Annotated in this window: 11 protein-coding genes and 1 pseudogene; 4 read left to right on the top strand and 8 right to left on the bottom strand. The window is 74.7% G+C overall.

Going from position 1 to position 17,866, the window contains the following annotated elements; all coding sequences use genetic code 11:
- Together ACFVHB_RS13105 and ACFVHB_RS13110 are read left to right on the top strand one after the other, a co-directional pair.
- A partial coding sequence (locus tag ACFVHB_RS13105; protein ID WP_380319693.1) for a BTAD domain-containing putative transcriptional regulator occupies window positions 1-3,923 on the top strand: 3,923 nt, incomplete at its 5' end.
- Window positions 3,924-4,100: 177 nt separating this feature from the next.
- A pseudogene (locus ACFVHB_RS13110) lies at window positions 4,101-4,316 on the top strand (HU family DNA-binding protein); the annotation flags it as partial.
- 142 nt (window positions 4,317-4,458) lie between these two features.
- Here ACFVHB_RS13110 and ACFVHB_RS13115 read toward each other — a convergent pair.
- Window positions 4,459-4,665, bottom strand: coding sequence for a hypothetical protein (locus tag ACFVHB_RS13115; protein WP_380319696.1), 207 nt, complete (start codon window positions 4,663-4,665; stop codon window positions 4,459-4,461).
- 601 nt (window positions 4,666-5,266) lie between these two features.
- Here ACFVHB_RS13115 and ACFVHB_RS13120 point away from each other — a divergent pair.
- Complete coding sequence (locus tag ACFVHB_RS13120) at window positions 5,267-7,483, top strand: hypothetical protein (protein WP_380319699.1); 2,217 nt, start codon at window positions 5,267-5,269, stop codon at window positions 7,481-7,483.
- 178 nt (window positions 7,484-7,661) lie between these two features.
- Here the strand turns inward: ACFVHB_RS13120 and ACFVHB_RS13125 are convergent, their stop codons facing one another.
- From ACFVHB_RS13125 to ACFVHB_RS13140, 4 genes are all read right to left on the bottom strand, one after another.
- On the bottom strand, window positions 7,662-9,029 hold the full coding sequence (locus ACFVHB_RS13125) for a S8 family serine peptidase (RefSeq protein WP_380319702.1): 1,368 nt from the start codon (window positions 9,027-9,029) through the stop codon (window positions 7,662-7,664).
- Window positions 9,030-9,235: 206 nt separating this feature from the next.
- Window positions 9,236-9,994 carry a 3-oxoacyl-ACP reductase FabG gene (fabG, locus tag ACFVHB_RS13130; RefSeq protein ID WP_380319705.1) on the bottom strand — a complete coding sequence of 253 codons (759 nt, stop codon included), beginning with the start codon at window positions 9,992-9,994 and terminating at the stop codon, window positions 9,236-9,238.
- A 172-nt stretch (window positions 9,995-10,166) separates the two neighbouring features.
- A complete protein-coding gene (locus ACFVHB_RS13135) occupies window positions 10,167-11,354 on the bottom strand; it encodes a thiolase family protein (RefSeq protein WP_380319707.1) in 1,188 nt (395 codons plus the stop codon).
- A 124-nt stretch (window positions 11,355-11,478) separates the two neighbouring features.
- Window positions 11,479-12,627 carry an acyl-CoA dehydrogenase family protein gene (locus tag ACFVHB_RS13140; RefSeq protein WP_380319710.1) on the bottom strand — a complete coding sequence of 383 codons (1,149 nt, stop codon included), beginning with the start codon at window positions 12,625-12,627 and terminating at the stop codon, window positions 11,479-11,481.
- 197 nt (window positions 12,628-12,824) lie between these two features.
- Between ACFVHB_RS13140 and ACFVHB_RS13145 the strand changes: the two genes are divergently transcribed.
- Complete coding sequence (locus ACFVHB_RS13145; RefSeq protein ID WP_380319713.1) at window positions 12,825-13,583, top strand: TetR/AcrR family transcriptional regulator; 759 nt, start codon at window positions 12,825-12,827, stop codon at window positions 13,581-13,583.
- A 65-nt stretch (window positions 13,584-13,648) separates the two neighbouring features.
- On the opposite strand, the gene ACFVHB_RS13150 is transcribed toward ACFVHB_RS13145, so the two are convergent.
- The 3 genes from ACFVHB_RS13150 to egtD all read right to left on the bottom strand — a co-directional run bounded on the left by ACFVHB_RS13150 (window position 13,649) and on the right by egtD (window position 17,773).
- Window positions 13,649-14,752 (bottom strand): nitric oxide synthase oxygenase, encoded by a 1,104-nt coding sequence (locus tag ACFVHB_RS13150; RefSeq protein ID WP_380319950.1) that lies wholly within the window; start codon window positions 14,750-14,752, stop codon window positions 13,649-13,651.
- A gap of 480 nt (window positions 14,753-15,232) precedes the next feature.
- Window positions 15,233-16,663 (bottom strand): sugar porter family MFS transporter, encoded by a 1,431-nt coding sequence (locus ACFVHB_RS13155; RefSeq protein ID WP_380319716.1) that lies wholly within the window; start codon window positions 16,661-16,663, stop codon window positions 15,233-15,235.
- A gap of 129 nt (window positions 16,664-16,792) precedes the next feature.
- Window positions 16,793-17,773 (bottom strand): L-histidine N(alpha)-methyltransferase, encoded by a 981-nt coding sequence (egtD, locus tag ACFVHB_RS13160; RefSeq protein WP_380319719.1) that lies wholly within the window; start codon window positions 17,771-17,773, stop codon window positions 16,793-16,795.
- Window positions 17,774-17,866: the final 93 nt, after the last annotated feature.

Here is a 17,866-nt window from a genome sequence, read left to right on the forward strand (position 1 = left end):
GCGGCAACCGGGGCGGGGCCCTGCTCACCGCCGTCGCGGCGCTGCTCGCCCTGGTCGCGCTGCTGGTCGGCGTGCCCGCACTCCTGCTCTACGGCACCCAGGCCGTCGCCGCGATGGGCGAGGTCGCGCCGGACGGCGTCGGGCAGGCGCTGACCAGCCCCGACGACGGGCGGCTCTTCCTCTGGCTGCTGGTCGCGGTCGGCTGGCTGGGCTGGCTCTGCTTCGCCGTCTCCGTCCTGCTGGAGATCCCGGCCCAGCTGCGCGGGCGGATCGCCCGGCGGATCCCGGCCTTCGGCTGGAGCCAGCGGCTCGCGGCCGGCCTGGTCGGCGCGGTGATCGCGCTGCTGCCGGTGGCCGGCTCGTCCTTCGCCGCCACCCCCGACCGGGCCCAGGCCACCGCCGCCCCGGCCCAGTTGACCGTCGGAGCGCAGCGCGCCGCCCTGCCGGCCGCCCCGGCCGCGCCGGCCCTCGCGCCCGCCGCCGACCAGCACCCCACCTACACCGTCCGGGACAGCCGGCCCGCCGACAGCCTCTGGTCCATCGCCGAGCGCCAACTCGGCTCCGGAGAACGGTGGGTGGAGATCGCCAAGCTCAACGACGGCCGGGTGATGGACGGTTCGGGCCTCCGCTTCGACGCGGAGCGGCCGATCCAGCCCGGCTGGGAGCTGCTGATGCCGGGCGACGCCAAGGCCGACGCGGCCAAGGCGCCGGCCCCCGCTCCCGCCCCGGTCCCGGTTCCCGCCCCGGCGCCGGGTGCGCCGGGCACCTCGCAGCCGGGTGGCGGCGGGCACGGCACGGTGACGGTGGCGGCCGGGGACAGCCTGTCGGCCATCGCCCAGCGGGAGTTGGGGGACGCCGAGGCCTGGCCGCAGCTATTCGAGGCGAACAAGGGCGCCCAGGCGCCGGACGGGGAACGGCTCACCGACCCGGACGTGGTGGTGCCGGGGATGGTGCTGACGCTCCCGGGGGCACCGGCACCCGCTCCGGTGCCGGCTCCGGTGCCGCCCGCTCCGGCTCCGGTGCCGCCCGCTCCTGCTCCTGCGCCCGCACCACCTTCGGCCCCCGCACCTTCGGCGCCCGCCACCCAGGCACCCGCCCCCGCACCTTCGGCCCCCGCCACGCAGGCGCCCGCGCCCGCCTCGTCGGCCCCCGCCGGCCACGCCCCCGACCCCGCCGCGCACGCCGAGGCGGCCCCGAGCGACGACTACACCGTCGCCCTCGCCGCCTCCACCGTCGGCGTGCTGCTGGCCGCGATGATGGTCGGCACCGTCGCCCACAAGCGCGGCACCCAGCTGCGCGCCCGCCGTCCCCGGCACCGCATCGCCCTGCCCGCCGCGCCGGCCGCCGCCTTCGAGGCCGAGCTGCGGGCCCGCCAGGACGACCGCGGCCTCGACCTGCTCGACCGCGCCCTGCGCACCATGGCCCGCAACACCGTCCGGGGCGGCAAGCGCCTGCCCGCCATCGTCGCCGCCCGGGTCACCCCCGGCCACACCGTCGAGCTCCACCTCTCCGGCCCCGCCACCCCGATCGCGCCGTTCCGCGCCGCGCACGCCCCCAACGTCTGGTGGTGCGCCGCCGACTCCAGCGACCTGCTCTCGCCCGCCCAGGCCCGCAAGTGCGCCGCCCCCTACCCGGCCCTGGTCACCCTCGGCACCGCGCCCGACGGCTCGGTCGTCCTCGCCGACCTGGAGACCGTCCGGCTGCTCCACCTCTCCGGCCACCCGGACGACGCCCGCGACGTGCTGCGCACCCTGGCCCTCGAACTCGCCCACAGCCCGCTCGCCGACCGGCTGCACCTGCACCTGGTCGACCTCGCCGAGGAACTGCCGATCAGCGGACCGGCCGCCGAACGGGTCCACCGCCACCCCAGCCTGGAGGCCGCGCTCGCCGCCCTCGGCCCGCGCACCGCCAAGGCCCGCGCCACCCTGGTCGCCGCCGAGGCGGCCAGCCCCCGGGACGCGCGCAGCCGGGGCCAGGCCGACGAGTCGTGGATCCCCGAGATCGTGCTCTGCGCCCACCAGCCCGGCGGCGACATCCCCGCCGAGCTCGGCCGCCTGCTCGACGCCCGCCCCCGGACCTGCGTCGCCGTGATCACCCGCGCGCCCGAGCGCGGCACCGGCCCGGTCGCCCGCTGGACCCTGCCCAGCACCGGTCAGGCCACCATCCCCGGCCTGCACCTCACCCTGGAGCTGCAGCGCCTGACCGGCCAGCAGTGCGAGCAGGTCTCCGAGCTGCTCCGGGCCGCCGACGACACCACCCAGCACCCCGCCCCCGCCTGGACCCTGGACGGCCCCGGTACCGACCTCGAACCGGCCGAACTCCCCAGCCCCGTACCGGTCCTGGCGGCGGTCGGTGCCGCCGGCGCCGACCCGGACGGGTTCGCGGACGGGTTCGCGGGCGGGTTCGCGGGCGGGTTCGCGGGTGAGCCGGCGGACGGCTTCGCGGGCGCTGCGCTGGGTGGGACCGGTGCGGCGGTCGGGGACGGTGGCGACGGCGCGGCCGACGCGGCCGGGCCGCGGCTGCTCGCCCGGGTCATCGGCACCGGCGCCAGCCCGTTCGCGGGCACCGACCCGGCGGCGACCGCCGCGGGCGGTCCCGCGTCCCGCTTCCTCGCCAACGGCCTCGGCCGACAGGCCGCCGCCCCGGCGATTCCCGCCGTGCCGGTGGTGCCCGCGATGCCGGTCGGCCCGACCGGCCCGGCGGGGCGGTCGGGGCCGGCCGACCCGGAGGCCGGTGCGGGGCCCGGTACCGCGGAGCTCGGTGCCGCGGAGCTCGGTGCCGCTGAGCCTGGCATCCGGGCGGCGGACCTGGACGAGACCACGCAGAACCTCCGTCTCCCGGCCGCCGGGACCGACGTCGTCGCGCCCGTCCAGCCCGTCCAGCCGGTGCCGCCGACCGAGCCCGCCCCCGCCCCCGCGGGCCCGCCCGCGTACGAGCCCGCACCGACGCACGACCCCGCGCCCGCGGTCACCGGCGGCGACCCCCGCGTCCCCGCCCGTCCCCAGCCGCCCGCGGAACCGTCCCCCGAGCGGGCCGCCGAGCGCACCGCCGAGCCGGCCCCCGGCCCCGCCGCCACCGCACCGGTGGCCCGCACCACGCCCGTCCGCAGCGACAGCGACGACCTGCTCGCCATCCTCCGCTCGCCCGAGGCGCACGCCGTCCGCACCGCTCCCCGGATCCGGCTGCTCGGCCCGGTCGACGTGGCCGGCGCCGCCGGCACCGCCGAACCGGCCGCCCTGCACCGGCTCACCGAACTCGCCGCCTACCTCGCCCTGCGTCCCGGCGCCGACCACAACGCCCTCGACCACGACCTCCACCCCGGCGCGGCCCACCTCGACCCGCACCCCACCGCCGCCGACGCCAAGAGCCCGCTCCCGGCCAAACTCGCCGACCTGGCCGCCTGGTTCGGCAGCTCGGCCGAGGGCCGGGCCTTCCTGCCCACCGACACCCCCGACGGCTACACCTTCGCCCCGACCGTCACCTGCGACTGGGACGAGTTCCGCAGCCTCTACCGCCGCGGCATGCGCAGCACCAGCGCCACCGCCGACGCGGCCCTCGCCCACGCCCTCGCCCTGGTCCGCGGCGCCCCGTTCGCCGAGGCCCCGCCCGCCGCCTACGGCTGGGCCGAGGCCGAACGCCAGGACATGATCGCCGCGATCGTCGACACCGCCCACGAACTCGCCGCCCGCCGCCTCCAGTACGGAGACCACCGCAGCGCCGAGGCCGCCGTCTTCCGCGGCCTGGCCGTCGCCCCGAACGTCGAGCTCCTCCACCGCGACCTCTTCTACGCCTACGCCTCCGCCGGGGCGCGCGACCAACTCCTGCGCGCCGTCAACCGCCTCGACGCCCTCAGCCGCCGCACCGGCCGCGAGCTCGACGCCGACACCGTCGCCCTCCTGCGCGACCTCCTCTCCGGAGCGTGACCGGGTATCAGGGAGGAGGTCCGCGACCCGATGCGCGAGGTCGGCTGAGGACGCGTAGGAACACGCGAATCCGGGTCTGGACGCGCACTCGTGTAGGCACCCCGGACCTCGTGAACGCCAGGCAGGTCGTCAAGGTCACCCTCAGGGCGATCGGCGACGCACTGGCGGCGGGAGACCCCGGTACGACTGGCGGACTTCGGCACCTTCAGGGTCCGCGACCTGGCGGAACGGCCTGCCGAGAACCCGGAGACCGGGGAGTCCGTCACCGTCCCGGGTCAGCCGAGCGGTCACGTTCGCCGCTGCTCAGGCGCTCAGGCAGAAGGTCAACGACGATGCGTCCGAGTAGGAGCTTCGCAGCTGCACGACCAGGACCGTCGGCCCACGACAGCCTGATCACGGCCGCCCTCGTCGAGCCGCCCTCGCCGCCGCCCTCGTCGTCTGACAGCGCATCGGGAAGGCATCCGAACGGGTCGGCTGACCGCCGGCGCACTGCCCAAGAAGGCCAGGGACAGTGCGCCGCGTCGACGGTCTCGTCCTACGCGTCCTCTCCGGTGTAGAGCGGCTCGCCGTCGCTGGTCCGTCCGGCGCCGAGAACGTGCCGTCCCATCTCTTCGTCCAGTGCGCCAGTGGGCTCGTCGCAGAAGCCGACCGGTGGGGAATCGACCTTGAGTTGGGCGGGTTCGGCGGCCACCGCCGCCGTCTGGCGTTGCACCGGCTTCGTGTGGTCCATCGCGTCAGGCATGAGGCTCTCCTTGTGTCAGGGATGCGACCCGCGACGGTATCGTTATTGATGATGAGCAGTCAGCCGATCGCCTGACTCTCTGCTGCCGGTGCGCACATCATGCGGTTCTGGCGTTCGTGCAGGAAGCACTGCGTTCCCCCGTCGGGCGCCGTCCACGGGGACGGTTCCGGCTCAGCCTTCCGGGGAGCGGTGACGCTGGGTGTCGGCCTCGGTGAGGGGGCGGCGCGCATCGCAACGAGATGGCGGCTGTCGGTAGCTGTTCGGCGAAGGTCCGCCGTCGTCGTCCGTGACCCCGCGGACCCGCGGGCGCAGCACCACCCGCCGTCCCGCAGCGGAAGGCCGGTGCCGGTGCGTTCACCCTTCGGCCGGGCGGCCCGACGGTGACCGTCGGTGCGGCGGAGGCCGCCTGACCCGGCGCCACGTGGTGACGGCCGATGGCCGGCGACCGGGTACCGGCTGCCGGCCCCGTCCTTGATCACCGCCCCGGCCTGGCTCGGGCGTGCCGGGATCTCGTAGGGTGGCGCACACGGCTGTGGTGACAGGCACCACGGGGCAGGGCAGTCAGACGCCGCTGGGCGGCGGGGCGGGGCGGTGACCAGAGATGGCGGAGACGACGGCTGTCCCCGGCGGTCCCGATCACGTGGCCGACGCGATTCCCCGGGACGCCGTGCCGCCGAACCACGCGCGCAACGCGTACGAGGAGCACCCGCCCGGGCCGGCCGCGCTGTACGAGCCGCCGCCGACGCCGGTGCCCGCGCCGGTACCGGCCCCGGTCCCGGCCCAGCCGTCCGTGCCGGGGGCAGGGCAGACCCCGGGGCCCGGTCCCGCGCCCGTGCCCGCCGCGCCGATGGCGCCGCCGACCGGATGGACCGTCACCGGCATGCCCGCCGTGGCCCCGCCGCCGTCCGCCACACCGCTGCCGTTCCCCGTACCCGGGACCACCCCCGTTCCCGGGACCACCCCCGCGCACGGCATCCCCCTCGGCGCGTCCGGCCCGGGCGGCCTCGGGTCCGCGCCGCGCGGTCGGATCCTGGTCGTCGAGGGCGGCTACGGCACCTCCGGCCGCCGCACCTGGGGACGCGGCGGACCGACCCAGGCACCCGTCCTCTCCGCGATGCTCGCCGCCGTCTCCCCGCAGGTCCTGCTCGCGGCCGACGCCGTCGACGCCGTGCACCTCCCCGGTGCCAGCGACCCGCACACCGTGCTCGCCCACCTCCGGGCCGCCGCCCGGCACCCCGGGCCGCTGCTCGTCCACCTCGGCGGCCACCTGCTCGCCGACAAGCGCGGCGGCCAACTGCACCTCACCCTGCGCGACTCCAAGCCCGGCAGCGTCCGGCAGGACGGCCTCGCCTGGCAGTCCGTCGCAGGCGAGCTGCGGCACCGGCCCGCCGAGTGGCAGACCCTCGTGATCGCCGACCTGAGCGCCGACCAGAACGCCTGGCCGTTCCTCCAGGGCACCGTCTCCCCGCTCGCCGACGGGCTCCCGCTCTGGGCCGTGGTCAGCCCCGACCCGGAACAGATCGGCACCTTCACCCGCGCCCTGATCGAGGCCCTGCACGGCGGCCGCCCCGGCGCCGACGCCGTCCTCGCCCCCGAACAGCTGCGCCAGCAGGTGTACTCGGTGCTGCGGCCGGACGTGATCATCCTGGCCACCCACGCGCCGAACCGCCCGTTCTTCCGCAACACCGCCCGCCGCACGGACGGCGTGGTGGACACCGTCCCCTACGACGGCCCGCTCCCCGCCGCGCTGCTGCCCCGCCCGGCGGCGGCCCGGGACGCGGGGATCCGCGACGCCGGGACGCGCGACGGTGCGCCGCGTGATGCGGTGCCGCGTGATGCGGTGCCGGTGCGGCGACCCCTGGTCACCCTGGACAAGCCCGCGGCGGCGGCGTTCGCCTCGGCGGCGGTCTCCGGGGCGGTCCCGGGCTCGGTCGCGGGTTCGGTCCCGCAGGTGTCCGGGCCGACGCCGGGGTCCGTGGTCGCGGCGGCGGCGTCGTCCGACGGCCCGGTGAACCTGCTCAAGCCCAGCGTCCCGCCCACACCCCCGCCCCCGGCCCGGCCCGTCGACCTGGTCAAGGCCTACGCCTGGCGCCCGACCCTGGACGGCGCGGTCACCCTCACCAAGTCCGCGGCGGCCGCTGCGGCCCCCGAGACGCCGAGTGCCGCGACCCCCGAGGACACCATCCCCGAGGACGCCGTTCCCGAGGACACCGTGCCCGAGGACGCCGTGCCCGAGGACGCCGTGCGGGAGAGCGCGGTGCGGCAGGACGCGATCCCCGAGGACGCGATCCCCGAGGACGCCGCGCGGGAGGAGGCGGTGCCCGAGGACGAGGCTCCCGCCTCGCCCGAGCCGGACGCCTCGCAGCCCCGGGCGGACTACCGCGAGGTGATCGGCCGGATCGTCCGCAGCGCCGACGCCGGGGACCACGCCGCCGCCACCGACCTCGCCTTCGCCCTCGAACTGGAGGCGATCGCCGAACACGGCGCGGTTTCCGAACCGGTCCTCCAGGTGCGTCAGGTCCGCGCCCACGTGTGCCGCCTCGCCGGCAAGACGATCGAGGCGGCGGACATCTACCGCGAGGTCGCGCTGACCCTGCTCCGCTCCCAGGGCCCGGACCACCCCGAGACCCAGCAGGCGGCCACCAACGCCGAAGCCTGTTGGCGGGCGATCCCGGACCGCGCGGAGGCCATCCGCATGGCCCCCGAGATCATCGAGCTGCGCGCCTACCTCCCCGGCCCCGACGGCCGCAAGCTCCGCGCCGCCGAACGCCACCTCGCCCACCTCGCCGCCACCCCCACCCGATCCGACCCCTCCTGACACCCCGCGCCCTGCACGGGAAGTCGGCCGGGCCGACCTCCCGTGCTGCGGGCCGGGCGCCCGCGTGGCCCGGCGTGGGAAGTCGGCGGGTCCGACGTCCTGTGCGGCCGCTGGGCCGGCCGGGTGTGCGCGAGGGGAAGCCGGGCGGGCCGGCTTCCCCTCGGTGGTGGTGCGGCGGTCAGCGGCCCGCGATGGCGTGGACGAACTTGGCTCCGTCGATGGTGCCGAGGCCGCTGGCGAGGTCGTAGCCCTTGGCGGCCTGGTAGCCCGTCACCTTGTCCCAGGAGTTGTCGCCGTCGGTCACGTCGACCAGGCCGCTCCACTGCTGCGGGAGCAGGTTGAGGCCGTAGAGGCGCCAGTTGAGCTGGCCGAGGCGGTGCCCGGCGAGCTGGTCGGCGAGGGCGACGACGCCGGAGAAGATCGGCGTGGCCTCGCTGGTGCCGCCGGTGAGGTGCCAGCCGACGGACGTGGGGTCGTAGGACTCGTACGTCCAGGCGGCGCCGTCCACGGCGGCGCTCATGCTGATGTCCGGCGTGCCGCGGTGGTTGCCGGTGACCCCGGCCACGCCGGTCTGGTACCAGGGCCGCTCGAAGACGCCGGAGACCCCGCCGCCGCCCGCGCCGTACTTGTCGTGCCAGACCTTGTCCGGCGCGGTGCGCTTGCCGGCGTCGTCCAGGCTGAGCTGGGTGCCGCCGATCGAGGTGACCAGCGGGTCGCTGGAGGGCCAGGAGTTGACCCGGTACGGGTACAGGTCCTCGCCGTTCTCCTGGGCGTCGGTCGCGCCGTCGTCGCCGGAGGCGGCGAGCACGGTGACGTCGTGGGCGGCGGCCTCCTTGAAGGCGTACCGCAGGTCGGTGAGCGACTTGAAGTCGCCCTTGGCGAAGCCGGGGAAGGTGTTCTCGGTGGCGCCGAAGCTCTGCGAGATCACGTCGGCCTTGCCGGCCTTGATCAGGGCCTTCTCGGCGTCCATCATCTCGGGCAGACCGGTGGTGCCCTCGGTCTCGGCCACGCCGGTCTCGACCAGGATGATGTGCGCGTCGGGGGCGATGGCGTGGGCGTACTCGACGTCGAGGGTGGTCTCGCCGGCCCAGCCGGTGTGCTCCGGGTTCTTCGGGTCGAACTCCGGGACGTTGCCCCACTTGACCACCTCGACCTGGGTGTCGGGGATGCCCCACTGCTTGTCGAAGACCTCCAGGTCGTGCTGGATGGTCGGGGAGCCGAACGAGTCGACGATGACGATGGTCCGGCCCTTGCCGGTGATGCCCTCCTGGTACAGCGGGTCGAGGTTGTAGGCGGTCCGGTACTGGAGCGGGGAGTAGCAGTGGATGCCGATCTGGCTGACGCACTGTGAGGTGGGCAGCGGCGCGGTGCGTCCGGTGGCGCTGATGTGACCGCTGGAGGCGGGGCGGACGTGCACGCCGGCCAGGCTGCCGGAGGCCGCGGTGGCGCTCACGGTCGGGACGGAGAGCGTGCCGGCGGCGAGGGCGGTGGCCCCGGCGGCGAGCACGGACAGGGCGCGGCGGAGGGTGACGGGGCGGCTGCCCATGGGACTCCTTGGGACGCAGGGCCCGACCTGGTCCGGTCGGGTCGGTCCGGCCATCCCATCGAGTGCCGCATGATCATGCCATAGTCATTTCGTACTGTCGGCATGGTCGCGCCTGGCCACCGGAAAAGGTAAAGGCCGTCCCAGGCGAAAGTAACCCATCGCCGGGGACGGCAATCTGACGTGACGTCAGGAATTCGTGAGTGTGGTCAGCGCGCCCCACCGTTGACGTACAGGGTCTGTCCGCTGACGTAGGAGGCGTCCTCGCTGGCCAGGAAGGCGACCACCGAGGCGATCTCCTCCGGCTGGCCGACCCGCCGCAGCGGCGTCCGGGCGGCGACCTCCGTCTGGTGGTCCTCGGCCGTGGCGCCGACCCGCTCGGCGGTGGCGGCGGTCATCGCGGTGGCGATGTAGCCGGGGGCGACGGCGTTGACGTTGATGTTGAACGGGCCCAGCTCGATCGCCAGGGTGGCGGTCAGCCCCTGGATGCCGGCCTTGGCGGCGGCGTAGTTGGCCTGGCCCCGGTTGCCGAGCGCCGAGCGCGAGCTGAGTGAGACGATCTTGCCGTACTTCTGCGCCACCATGTACTTCTGCGCGACGTGGCTGCAGTTGTAGGCGCTGGTCAGGTTGACCGTCAGCACCGCGTCCCAGTCGGACTTGGGCATCTTGAAGAACAGGTTGTCCCGGGTGATCCCCGCGTTGTTGACCAGGATGTGCACGCCGCCGAGATCCTGCGCCACCTGCGCGAACACGGCCTCCACGGCGTCGTAGTCGGCCACGTCGCAGCCGTACGCGCGCGCGGTGCCGCCCTTGGCGGTGATCTCCTCGACCGTGGCGGCGGCGCGCTCGGCGGTGAGGTCGACCACGGCGACGGCCGCACCCTCCTCCGCCAGCCGCCGCGCGGTGGCCGCGCCGATGCCCTGCGCCGCGCCGGTGACGACGGCGACCTTGCCTGCGAAACGAGTCACTGCAACTGCTCCTTGTGCGATGCGAACGTGGGATGCGGACCTGGCGCCGCGAACAGATGACAGCTGACAGCTGACAGATGATGAAAGTTGAAATCTGTCAGCTGTTAGTTGTCAGTCGTCATCTGTCAGCCGTCGCCTGTCAGCGGTCGTCTGTGAGTTGCCGGACGGCCCCTCAGGCCGATTCCACCAGCACGGCCGTGCCCTGGCCGACGCCCACGCACATGGTCGCCAGGCCGCGGCGGGCGCCGCTGCGGCGCATCCGGTGCAGCAGGGTGGTGAGGATGCGGGCGCCGGAGCCGCCCAGCGGGTGGCCGAGGGCGATGGCGCCGCCGGTCGGGTTGACCAGGTCCGGGTCGATGCCCAACTGGTCGATGCTGGCCAGGACCTGGGCCGCGAACGCCTCGTTGAGCTCGGCCTCCTCCAGCGAGCCGACCGACCAGCCGACCCGGCCGAGCGCCTTGCGGGTGGCCGGCACCGGGCCGACGCCCATCACGTCCGGGTGGACGCCGGCCGAGGCGCCCGCGACGTAGCGGCCGAGCGGCTGGAGCCCGAGGTCGCCGAGCGCCTCCTCGCTGACCAGTACCAGGCCGGCCGCGCCGTCGTTCATCGGCGAGGCGTTGCCCGCCGTCACGGTGCCGCCCGCCCGGAACGCGGGCTTGAGCCGGGCCAGCTTCTCCAGGCTGGTGTCCTCGCGGATGCCCTCGTCCTGGGCGACCGTCACCCCGTCCGGCCGCTCGACCGGGATCAGCTCGGCGTCGAAGTGGCCGTCCTTGCGGGCGGCGGCGGCCAGCTGGTGGCTGCGCAGCGCGAAGGCGTCCTGGCGCTCGCGGGTGATCCCGTACCGGGTGGCGACCTCCTCGGCGGTCTCGCCCATGGACAGGACGCCGTGCAGGTCGGCCATCCGCGGGTTGGTGAGCCGCCAGCCGAGCCGGGTGTCGTAGGTCTCGATCCGGTGCGGCAGCGCCTCGTCCGGGCGGGGGAGGACGAAGGGGGCGCGGGTCATCGACTCGCAGCCGCCGGCCACCACCACGTCGGCCTCGCCGGAGCCGATCGCCCGGGCCGCCATGGTGACGGCCTCCAGGCCGGAGGCGCAGAGCCGGTTGACGGTGGCGCCGGGGACGGTGTCGGGCAGGCCGGCGAGCAGGACGGCCATCCGGGCGGCGTTGCGGTTGTCCTCGCCGGCCTGGTTCGCGGCGCCCCAGTAGACGTCGTCGATCCGGGCGGGGTCGAGGGCGGGCAGGTCGGCGAGCAGGGCGCGCAGCACGGTGGCCGAGAGGTCGTCGGGGCGGACCGTGGCGAGCGCTCCGCGCAGCCGGCCGATGGGTGTGCGGCGGGCTGCGGCGAAGTAGACAGGACGCACGTCGTCGGGCTCCTTATCCGGTGGTGGGGGTTTCTGTCACAGGGTGGGTCAGCAATGGTGCCGCGGGCGTGGCTCGTGCCGGCGGGTGCGGCTCCGGGGCGGCGCGGGCGTGGCGAGGGTCGGGTCAGAAGGCGTTGACGCCGGTGAGCGCGCGCCCGATGAGCAGCTTGTGGATCTGGCTGGTGCCCTCGTAGAGGGTCATCACCCGCGCGTCGCGCAGGTACTTGCCGACCGGGTACTCGTCGATGAACCCGTACCCGCCGAACACCTGGAGCGCGTTGTTGGCGGCCCGGACGGCGGCCTCGCTGGCGTAGAGCTTGGCGACGGAGGACTCGGTGGCGAACGGCAGGCCGCGGTCGATGTGGTCGGCGACCTTCCAGGTGAGCAGCCGGGCGGCCTCGACGTCCACGGCGATGTCGGCGAGCAGTTCCTGCACCAGCTGGTGCGAGGCGATGGGCTTGCCGAACTGCTCGCGCTCGCCCGCGTACCGGACGGCGGCGTCCCGGCAGGCCCGGGCGATGCCGACGCACCCGGCGGCGACCGACATCCGGCCCTTGGCGAGCGCCGCCATCGCCACCGTGAACCCCTTGCCGACCTCGCCGAGCCGAGCGGAGTCGGGCACCCGGACGGCGTCGAAGGCGAGTTCGGCGGTGGCCTGGCCCCGCAGGCCGAGCTTGCCGTGGATCTCGGTGCGGGTGAAGCCGGGCAGCCCGGTGGGGACGAGGAAGGCGGTGACGCCGCGGTGGCCGGCCTCACCGGTGCGGGCGAAGACCAGGGCGACGTCGGCCCAGGTCCCGTTGGTGATGAACATCTTGGCGCCGCTGATCAGCCAGTCTCCGCCGTCCCGGACCGCCCGGGTGGTGAGGTTGGCGGCGTCCGAGCCGGTGCCGGGCTCGGTGAGCGCGAAGCAGCCGAGCGCCTCGCCGGAGGTGAGCCGGGGCAGCCACTCGCGCTTCTGTTCCTCGGTGCCGTGGCTGTTGACCGACTTGGCGACCAGGCCGAGCGAGACCGAGACGATGCCGCGCACGGCCGAGTCGCCCCGGCCGAGTTCCTCCAGGGCCAGGCAGTAGGCGAGGTGGTCGCCGCCGCTGCCGCCGTACTCCTCGGGGAGGGTGAGACCGAGCAGGCCGAGTTTGCCGAGCTTGCCGATGATCGCGCGGTCGACGGACTCGGCGCGGTCCCACTCGGCGGCGTACGGGACGATCTCGCGGTCGGTGAAGGCGGCCGCGAGGTCGCGGAGCGCGGCCTGCTCCTCGGAGAGCTCCAGGTTCATCGACACCCCTTCTGTCACACCCCGCCGGAGCGGCGCCCGATGGCGCGACCGGGCAGCGGTGGGGCCGGTGGCCGAAGCGATCCACCGATAAACTAGCGCTGCAAGTTTTACCGGGACTGTAGCCCCGACCGGCCCACGCTGGGAAGGGGCACCTGCCAGAATCGGTCCCCACCCACCCGACCGGAGGAACCACGACGATGGCCCGCCCGCGCACCCCCCTGCTCAGCCGCGAGCGCATCGTCACGGCCGCGCTCCAGCTCGTCGACGCCGAGGGTCTGGCCGCGCTCTCCACCCGCCGGCTCGCCACCGAGCTGTCGGTCAGCGGGCCCTCGCTCTACAACCACTTCGCCACCAAGGACGAGCTGCTGGACGCGGTGGTGGACGGCGTGATGGGGGAGGTCGACCTGTCGATGTTCGCCCGCGGCCCGGCGGGCGCGGCCGTGCCCTGGCCGGAGGCGCTGCGCGACTGGGCCCGCTCCTACCGGGCCGCCCTGGCCGCGCACCCCAACATCGTCCCGGTGCTCGCCCAGGGCCCCGGGCGGCGGCCGAACGCGCTGCGGCTGGCCGACGCCGTCTTCGGCTGCCTGGTGGAGGCCGGGTGGCCGCGCGGACAGGCCACCCGGATCGGTGCGCTGATGCGGTACTTCGTGGCCGGCTCGGCGCTGGCGTCGTTCGCGGCGGGCTTCCCCGAGGACGCCGGGGTGTACGACGCCACGGACTACCCGCACCTCGGCGAGGCGCACCGGCTGGCCGAGCACCGCGGCGCGATCGACGAGGGCGCGTTCGAGACCGGACTGGAGGCGCTGCTGGAGGGGCTCGCCCTACGGTACGAGCGGACGGTCCGGGGCGCCGGAACCGGCGGGACCGCCGAGGCCACGGGGTCCGTCCGGACCACCGGCGCCGGGACCGGGCGGACCGCCGAGGCCCCGGGGACCGGCCGGACGACCGGCGCCTGAACCGGCGGGACCACCGGCGCCTGAACCGGCCGCGCCACCGGCGCCGACCGTACCGTCCCCGCGGATCACCACGGTTCGCGGGCGACGAAGGCGGGCCGCAGCGAGGGGTCCACCGGGTCGTAGTACCGGTGGTAGACGGGGGTCAGCCCCCCGGAGACGGGCGGCACGATCCAGCTCCAGTCGGCCGGGGTGGGCCGCCCGAGCCGCTTCTCCTGGGCGACGTGCTTGAGGAACCGCTCCGACTCGGTGTGGTGGTCGGCCATCGTCACCCCGGCCTCCTGGAACGAGTGCAGCACCGCCACGTTCAACTCCACCAGCGCCCGGTCGCGCCAGAGCGTGCGGTCGCTGGAGGTGTCCAGGCCGAGCCGCTCGGCGACGGTCGCCAGCATGTCGTACCGGTCGGCGTCGGCGAGGTTGCGGGCGCCGATCTCGGTGCCCATGTACCAGCCGTTGAACGGCGCGGTGGGGTAGCGGACGCCGCCGATCTCCAGCGTCATGTCGCTGATCGCGGGCACCGCGTACCAGCGCAGGCCCAGCTCGGCGAACCAGTCGTGGTCGGGGTGGACGAGCTCGACCTCGAGCGTGCTGCCGTCCGGCAGCTCGTACCACTCGGGGCGTTCCCCGGGGCGTTCCTGGACCAGCAGCGGCAGCACCTCGAACCGCTCCTCGCCGCACTTCCAGCCGAGGTCCCGGGCCCGGGCGGCGAGCCGGGCCCCGGCCGGGTCGCCGATCCAGGCGCCGTCCGGGCCGGGGTGTCCGGCGTAGCGGACCAGCTGCTGGTTGAGGATGCGGGCGGCCGGGCGGCCGGGCCGGTCGGGGGCGAACACCGAGATCACCGGGCGGATCCGCCCGCCGTTGCCGGCCAGCCGCAGGTGCTCGAAGCACTCGGCGGCGATGTCGTCGGCGGCGCCCAGGTGCCGCAGGTCGCGGACGACCAGGCTGCGCCAGTACAGCCGGCCGATGCAGCGCGCCGCGTTGCGCCAGGCGAGCTTGGCGCCGTACGCGAGTTCGGCGGGGGTGTGCTCGTAGGTGCCGGTGCGGTCGATCTCGTCGAGGACGGCCCGCAGTCGCGCGGCCGGGTCCCCGGCGGCGGGCTGCTCGTGGTGGAACTGCCGGACGAAGTCGGCGGCCTGGTCGGGATCGGTGAACGGGACGGCGGCCGCGTCCACGGTGCCGGCCCGTGGCGCGGCGGCCTCCTCCGGCGCGTCCGAGGGCCGGTCCGCCTCGCCGGCCGGGTGCTGGTGCCGGCGCTGGTGCTGGGACTGGTGCTGGTGCGCGAGCGGACCGGTGACGTGCTCGGTCGGCCGCCCGGCGGGCTGCCCGGCGGCCCGGGGGCCCGGGGCGGCGGCGTCCCCGGCGGCGGCCCCGGCGGGGGAACCCACGGCCGCGGAACGCGCGATCCCGGGAAAGGCGGACGCGGGCGGGGGCGTCGGCGCGGGGTGAGCGTGGGCGTACGGGCAGCCGGTGGCCGGTGCTGCCACCACTCTGCGGGCGGTGCGGGCGCGAAGCCGGTTGAAGATCAAGGACTCATCCCTCCTGGCCACCAGGAGTACCGGAGGCGTGCGCGCCGCCGCAGGGAGTGAACGATTCGGCCCCCGCACCGGCGCCGGGGACGCTATGGTGCGGGGGCCGAAGGTCCGACCGTCGGATCAGCCCATGTCCTCCAGGCGGACGCCCTTGGTCTCCTTCATGAACCGTGCCACGAAGAGGATCGACAGCGCCGCGAAGCCCGCGTAGACCAGGTACGTCGCGGACAGGTTCGAGCGCGAGAGCGAGGGGAACGAGACGGTGATCGCCCAGTTGGCGATCCACTGCGCGGAGGCGGCGACGGAGAGCGCGGCGGCGCGGATGCGGTTGGGGAACATCTCGCCGAGCATCACCCAGACGACCACGCCCCAGGACATCGCGAAGAACAGCACGAAGGCGTTGGCGGCGATCAGCGCGACGGTGCCCTGGAGGTCCGGGAGGGTGACGTCGGCGCCGCTGCCGGTGGCGGAGGAGAACGCCCAGCCACAGGCGGCCAGGGCGACGGCCATGCCGGCCGAGCCGATCAGGGCGAGCGGCTTGCGGCCGATCCGGTCCACCAGCAGGATCGCGACCACGGTGCCGAGGATGTTGATGACCGAGCCGATGAAGCTGATCAGCAGCGAGTTGCTCTGGTCGATGCCGACCGACTGCCAGAGGATCGACGAGTAGTAGAAGATCACGTTGATGCCGACCAGCTGCTGGAAGACCGAGAGGCCGATGCCGACCCAGACGATCGGCAGCAGGCCGAAGCGCCCGCCGAGCAGGTCGCGGAAGCGCGGGCGGTGGTCGGAGGCGATCAGGGCCTGGATCTCGGCGATCCGGGCGTCGGTGTCGGAGTCCTTGCCCTCGACCTCGGCGAGCACGCCGCGGGCCTCGTCCAGCCGGCCGGCCGAGATCAGGTAGCGCGGGGACTCCGGGATCATCGAGGAGAGCACGAAGTAGACGACGGCCGGCAGGACGCAGATGCCGAGCATCCACTGCCAGGCCTCCAGGCCGAGCAGGTGGCCGCGGGTGTCGCCGCCGGCGGCGTCCGCCAGCACCCAGTTGACCAGCTGGGAGATCGCGATGCCGAGCACGATGGCGGCCTGCTGGAAGGAGGCCAGCCGGCCGCGGTAGCGGGTCGGCGCCACCTCGGCGATGTAGGTCGGGGCGATCACCGAGGCGATGCCGATGGCCGCGCCGCCGAGGACCCGCCAGCAGGCGAGGTCCCAGGCGGAGAACGGGAGCATCGAGCCGATCGCGCTGACCGCGAAGAGCAGGGCGCCGGCCTTCATCACCTTGATCCGGCCGTACCGGTCGGCGAACCGGCCGGCCAGCGCGGCGCCGACGGCCGAGCCGAGCAGCGCCGAGGAGACGATCAGACCGGTCACGCCGTCGCCGACGCCGAACCGGTCCTGGATCCCGGAGACGGCGCCGTTGATCACGGAGCTGTCGTAGCCGAACAGGAAGCCGCCGAGGGCCGCGGCGGCGGTGATGAAGACGACGAAGCCGAGGCGGTCGGAGGACCTTGCCTCCTCCGCCGCCGGCCCCGTCTTCTGCTGGGTGACGCTCACGATCTTGACTCCTGGTACTCAACGCTGAGCTTGGTAGCCGCTTGGTAGTCGAGATCGTAACCCGGCAATGTTCAAGTGTTGTACGTGGGATGTCCTTCAAATCCCTTTGCTCATTAGTAAGGTGAAAAATCAAATAGGCTCGGCCAGCGACAGCCCGAACCGCCCCTCCTCGTCCGTCCACCAGTGGGACAGCCGCAGGCCGGCCGCGGTCAGCTCCTCGGCGACCCGCTCCCGGCGGAACTTCGCCGACACCTCGGTGCGCAGTTCCTCGCCCGCGTCGAAGTGGACCGGCAGGTCCAGCGCCGGGATCTTCACGGTCTGCGCGCGCAGCGAGCGCAGCCGCATCTCGATCCACTCCTGCTCCTGGTCCCAGAGCGCCACGTGCTCGAACGCGTCCGGGTCGAAGTCGGCGGACAGCTCCCGGTTCAGCACGTTGAGCACGTTCCGGTTGAACTCCGCGGTCACCCCGGCGGCGTCGTCGTAGGCGGCGACCAGCACCTCCGAGTCCTTGACCAGGTCGGTGCCGAGCAGCAGGAAGTCGCCCGGGTCGAGGGCGGCGCGCAGGCCGCGCAGGAAGGCGGCGCGCTCGGCGGGGAGCAGGTTGCCGAGGGTGCCGCCGAGGAAGGCGACCAGGCGCGGCCCGCCGTCCGGGGGCAGTCCGGGCAGTCCGGGCCCGACGGTGAAGTCGGCCAGCACGCCGTGCACGGCCAGCCCCGGGTACTCCTCGGTGAGCGCCTTGCCGGCGGCGGTCAGCGCGCTCTCGCTGACGTCCACCGGGACGTAGGAGTCCAGGGTGCCGAGGTCGCGCAGGGCGTCCAGGAGCAGCCGGGTCTTCTCGGAGGAGCCCGAGCCGAGCTCGACCAGGGTGCGGGCCCGGGTGGCGGCGGCGATCTCGCCGGCCCGGGCGGTCAGGATGGCCCGCTCGGCGCGGGTCGGGTAGTACTCCGGCAGCCGGGTGATCTCCTCGAACAGCTCGCTGCCCCGGGCGTCGTAGAACCACTTCGGCGGCAGCCACTTCGGTTCGGAGGTCAGACCGTGCTGCACGTCGTGGCGCAACGCGCTGCTGAAGTGGTCCGCGGGCAGCAGTCGGGTGAGATCGAACGTGCTCATGGCAGATGGGTCCTCGGTTCAAAAAGTGAAGGATTGAGCGGGGAGAGGCTCGCAGTGACGGGGCTCGGTGTCAGGACTCGGTGGCGGGGCTCG

The organism is Kitasatospora sp. NPDC127111, from assembly GCF_042677465.1.
Taxonomy (GTDB): Bacteria; Actinomycetota; Actinomycetes; order Streptomycetales; family Streptomycetaceae; genus Kitasatospora.

Bases quoted from the DNA above. Each gene is read 5' to 3' on its own strand.
- ACFVHB_RS13120 (WP_380319699.1), top strand. From the start codon at position 5,267: ATGGCGGAGACGACGGCTGTCCCCGGCGGTCCCGATCACGTGGCCGAC.
- ACFVHB_RS13140 (WP_380319710.1), bottom strand. From the start codon at position 12,627: ATGAACCTGGAGCTCTCCGAGGAGCAGGCCGCGCTCCGCGACCTCGCG.
- ACFVHB_RS13125 (WP_380319702.1), bottom strand. From the start codon at position 9,029: ATGGGCAGCCGCCCCGTCACCCTCCGCCGCGCCCTGTCCGTGCTCGCC.
- ACFVHB_RS13115 (WP_380319696.1), bottom strand. From the start codon at position 4,665: ATGCCTGACGCGATGGACCACACGAAGCCGGTGCAACGCCAGACGGCG.
- egtD (WP_380319719.1), bottom strand. From the start codon at position 17,773: ATGAGCACGTTCGATCTCACCCGACTGCTGCCCGCGGACCACTTCAGC.
- ACFVHB_RS13145 (WP_380319713.1), top strand. From the start codon at position 12,825: ATGGCCCGCCCGCGCACCCCCCTGCTCAGCCGCGAGCGCATCGTCACG.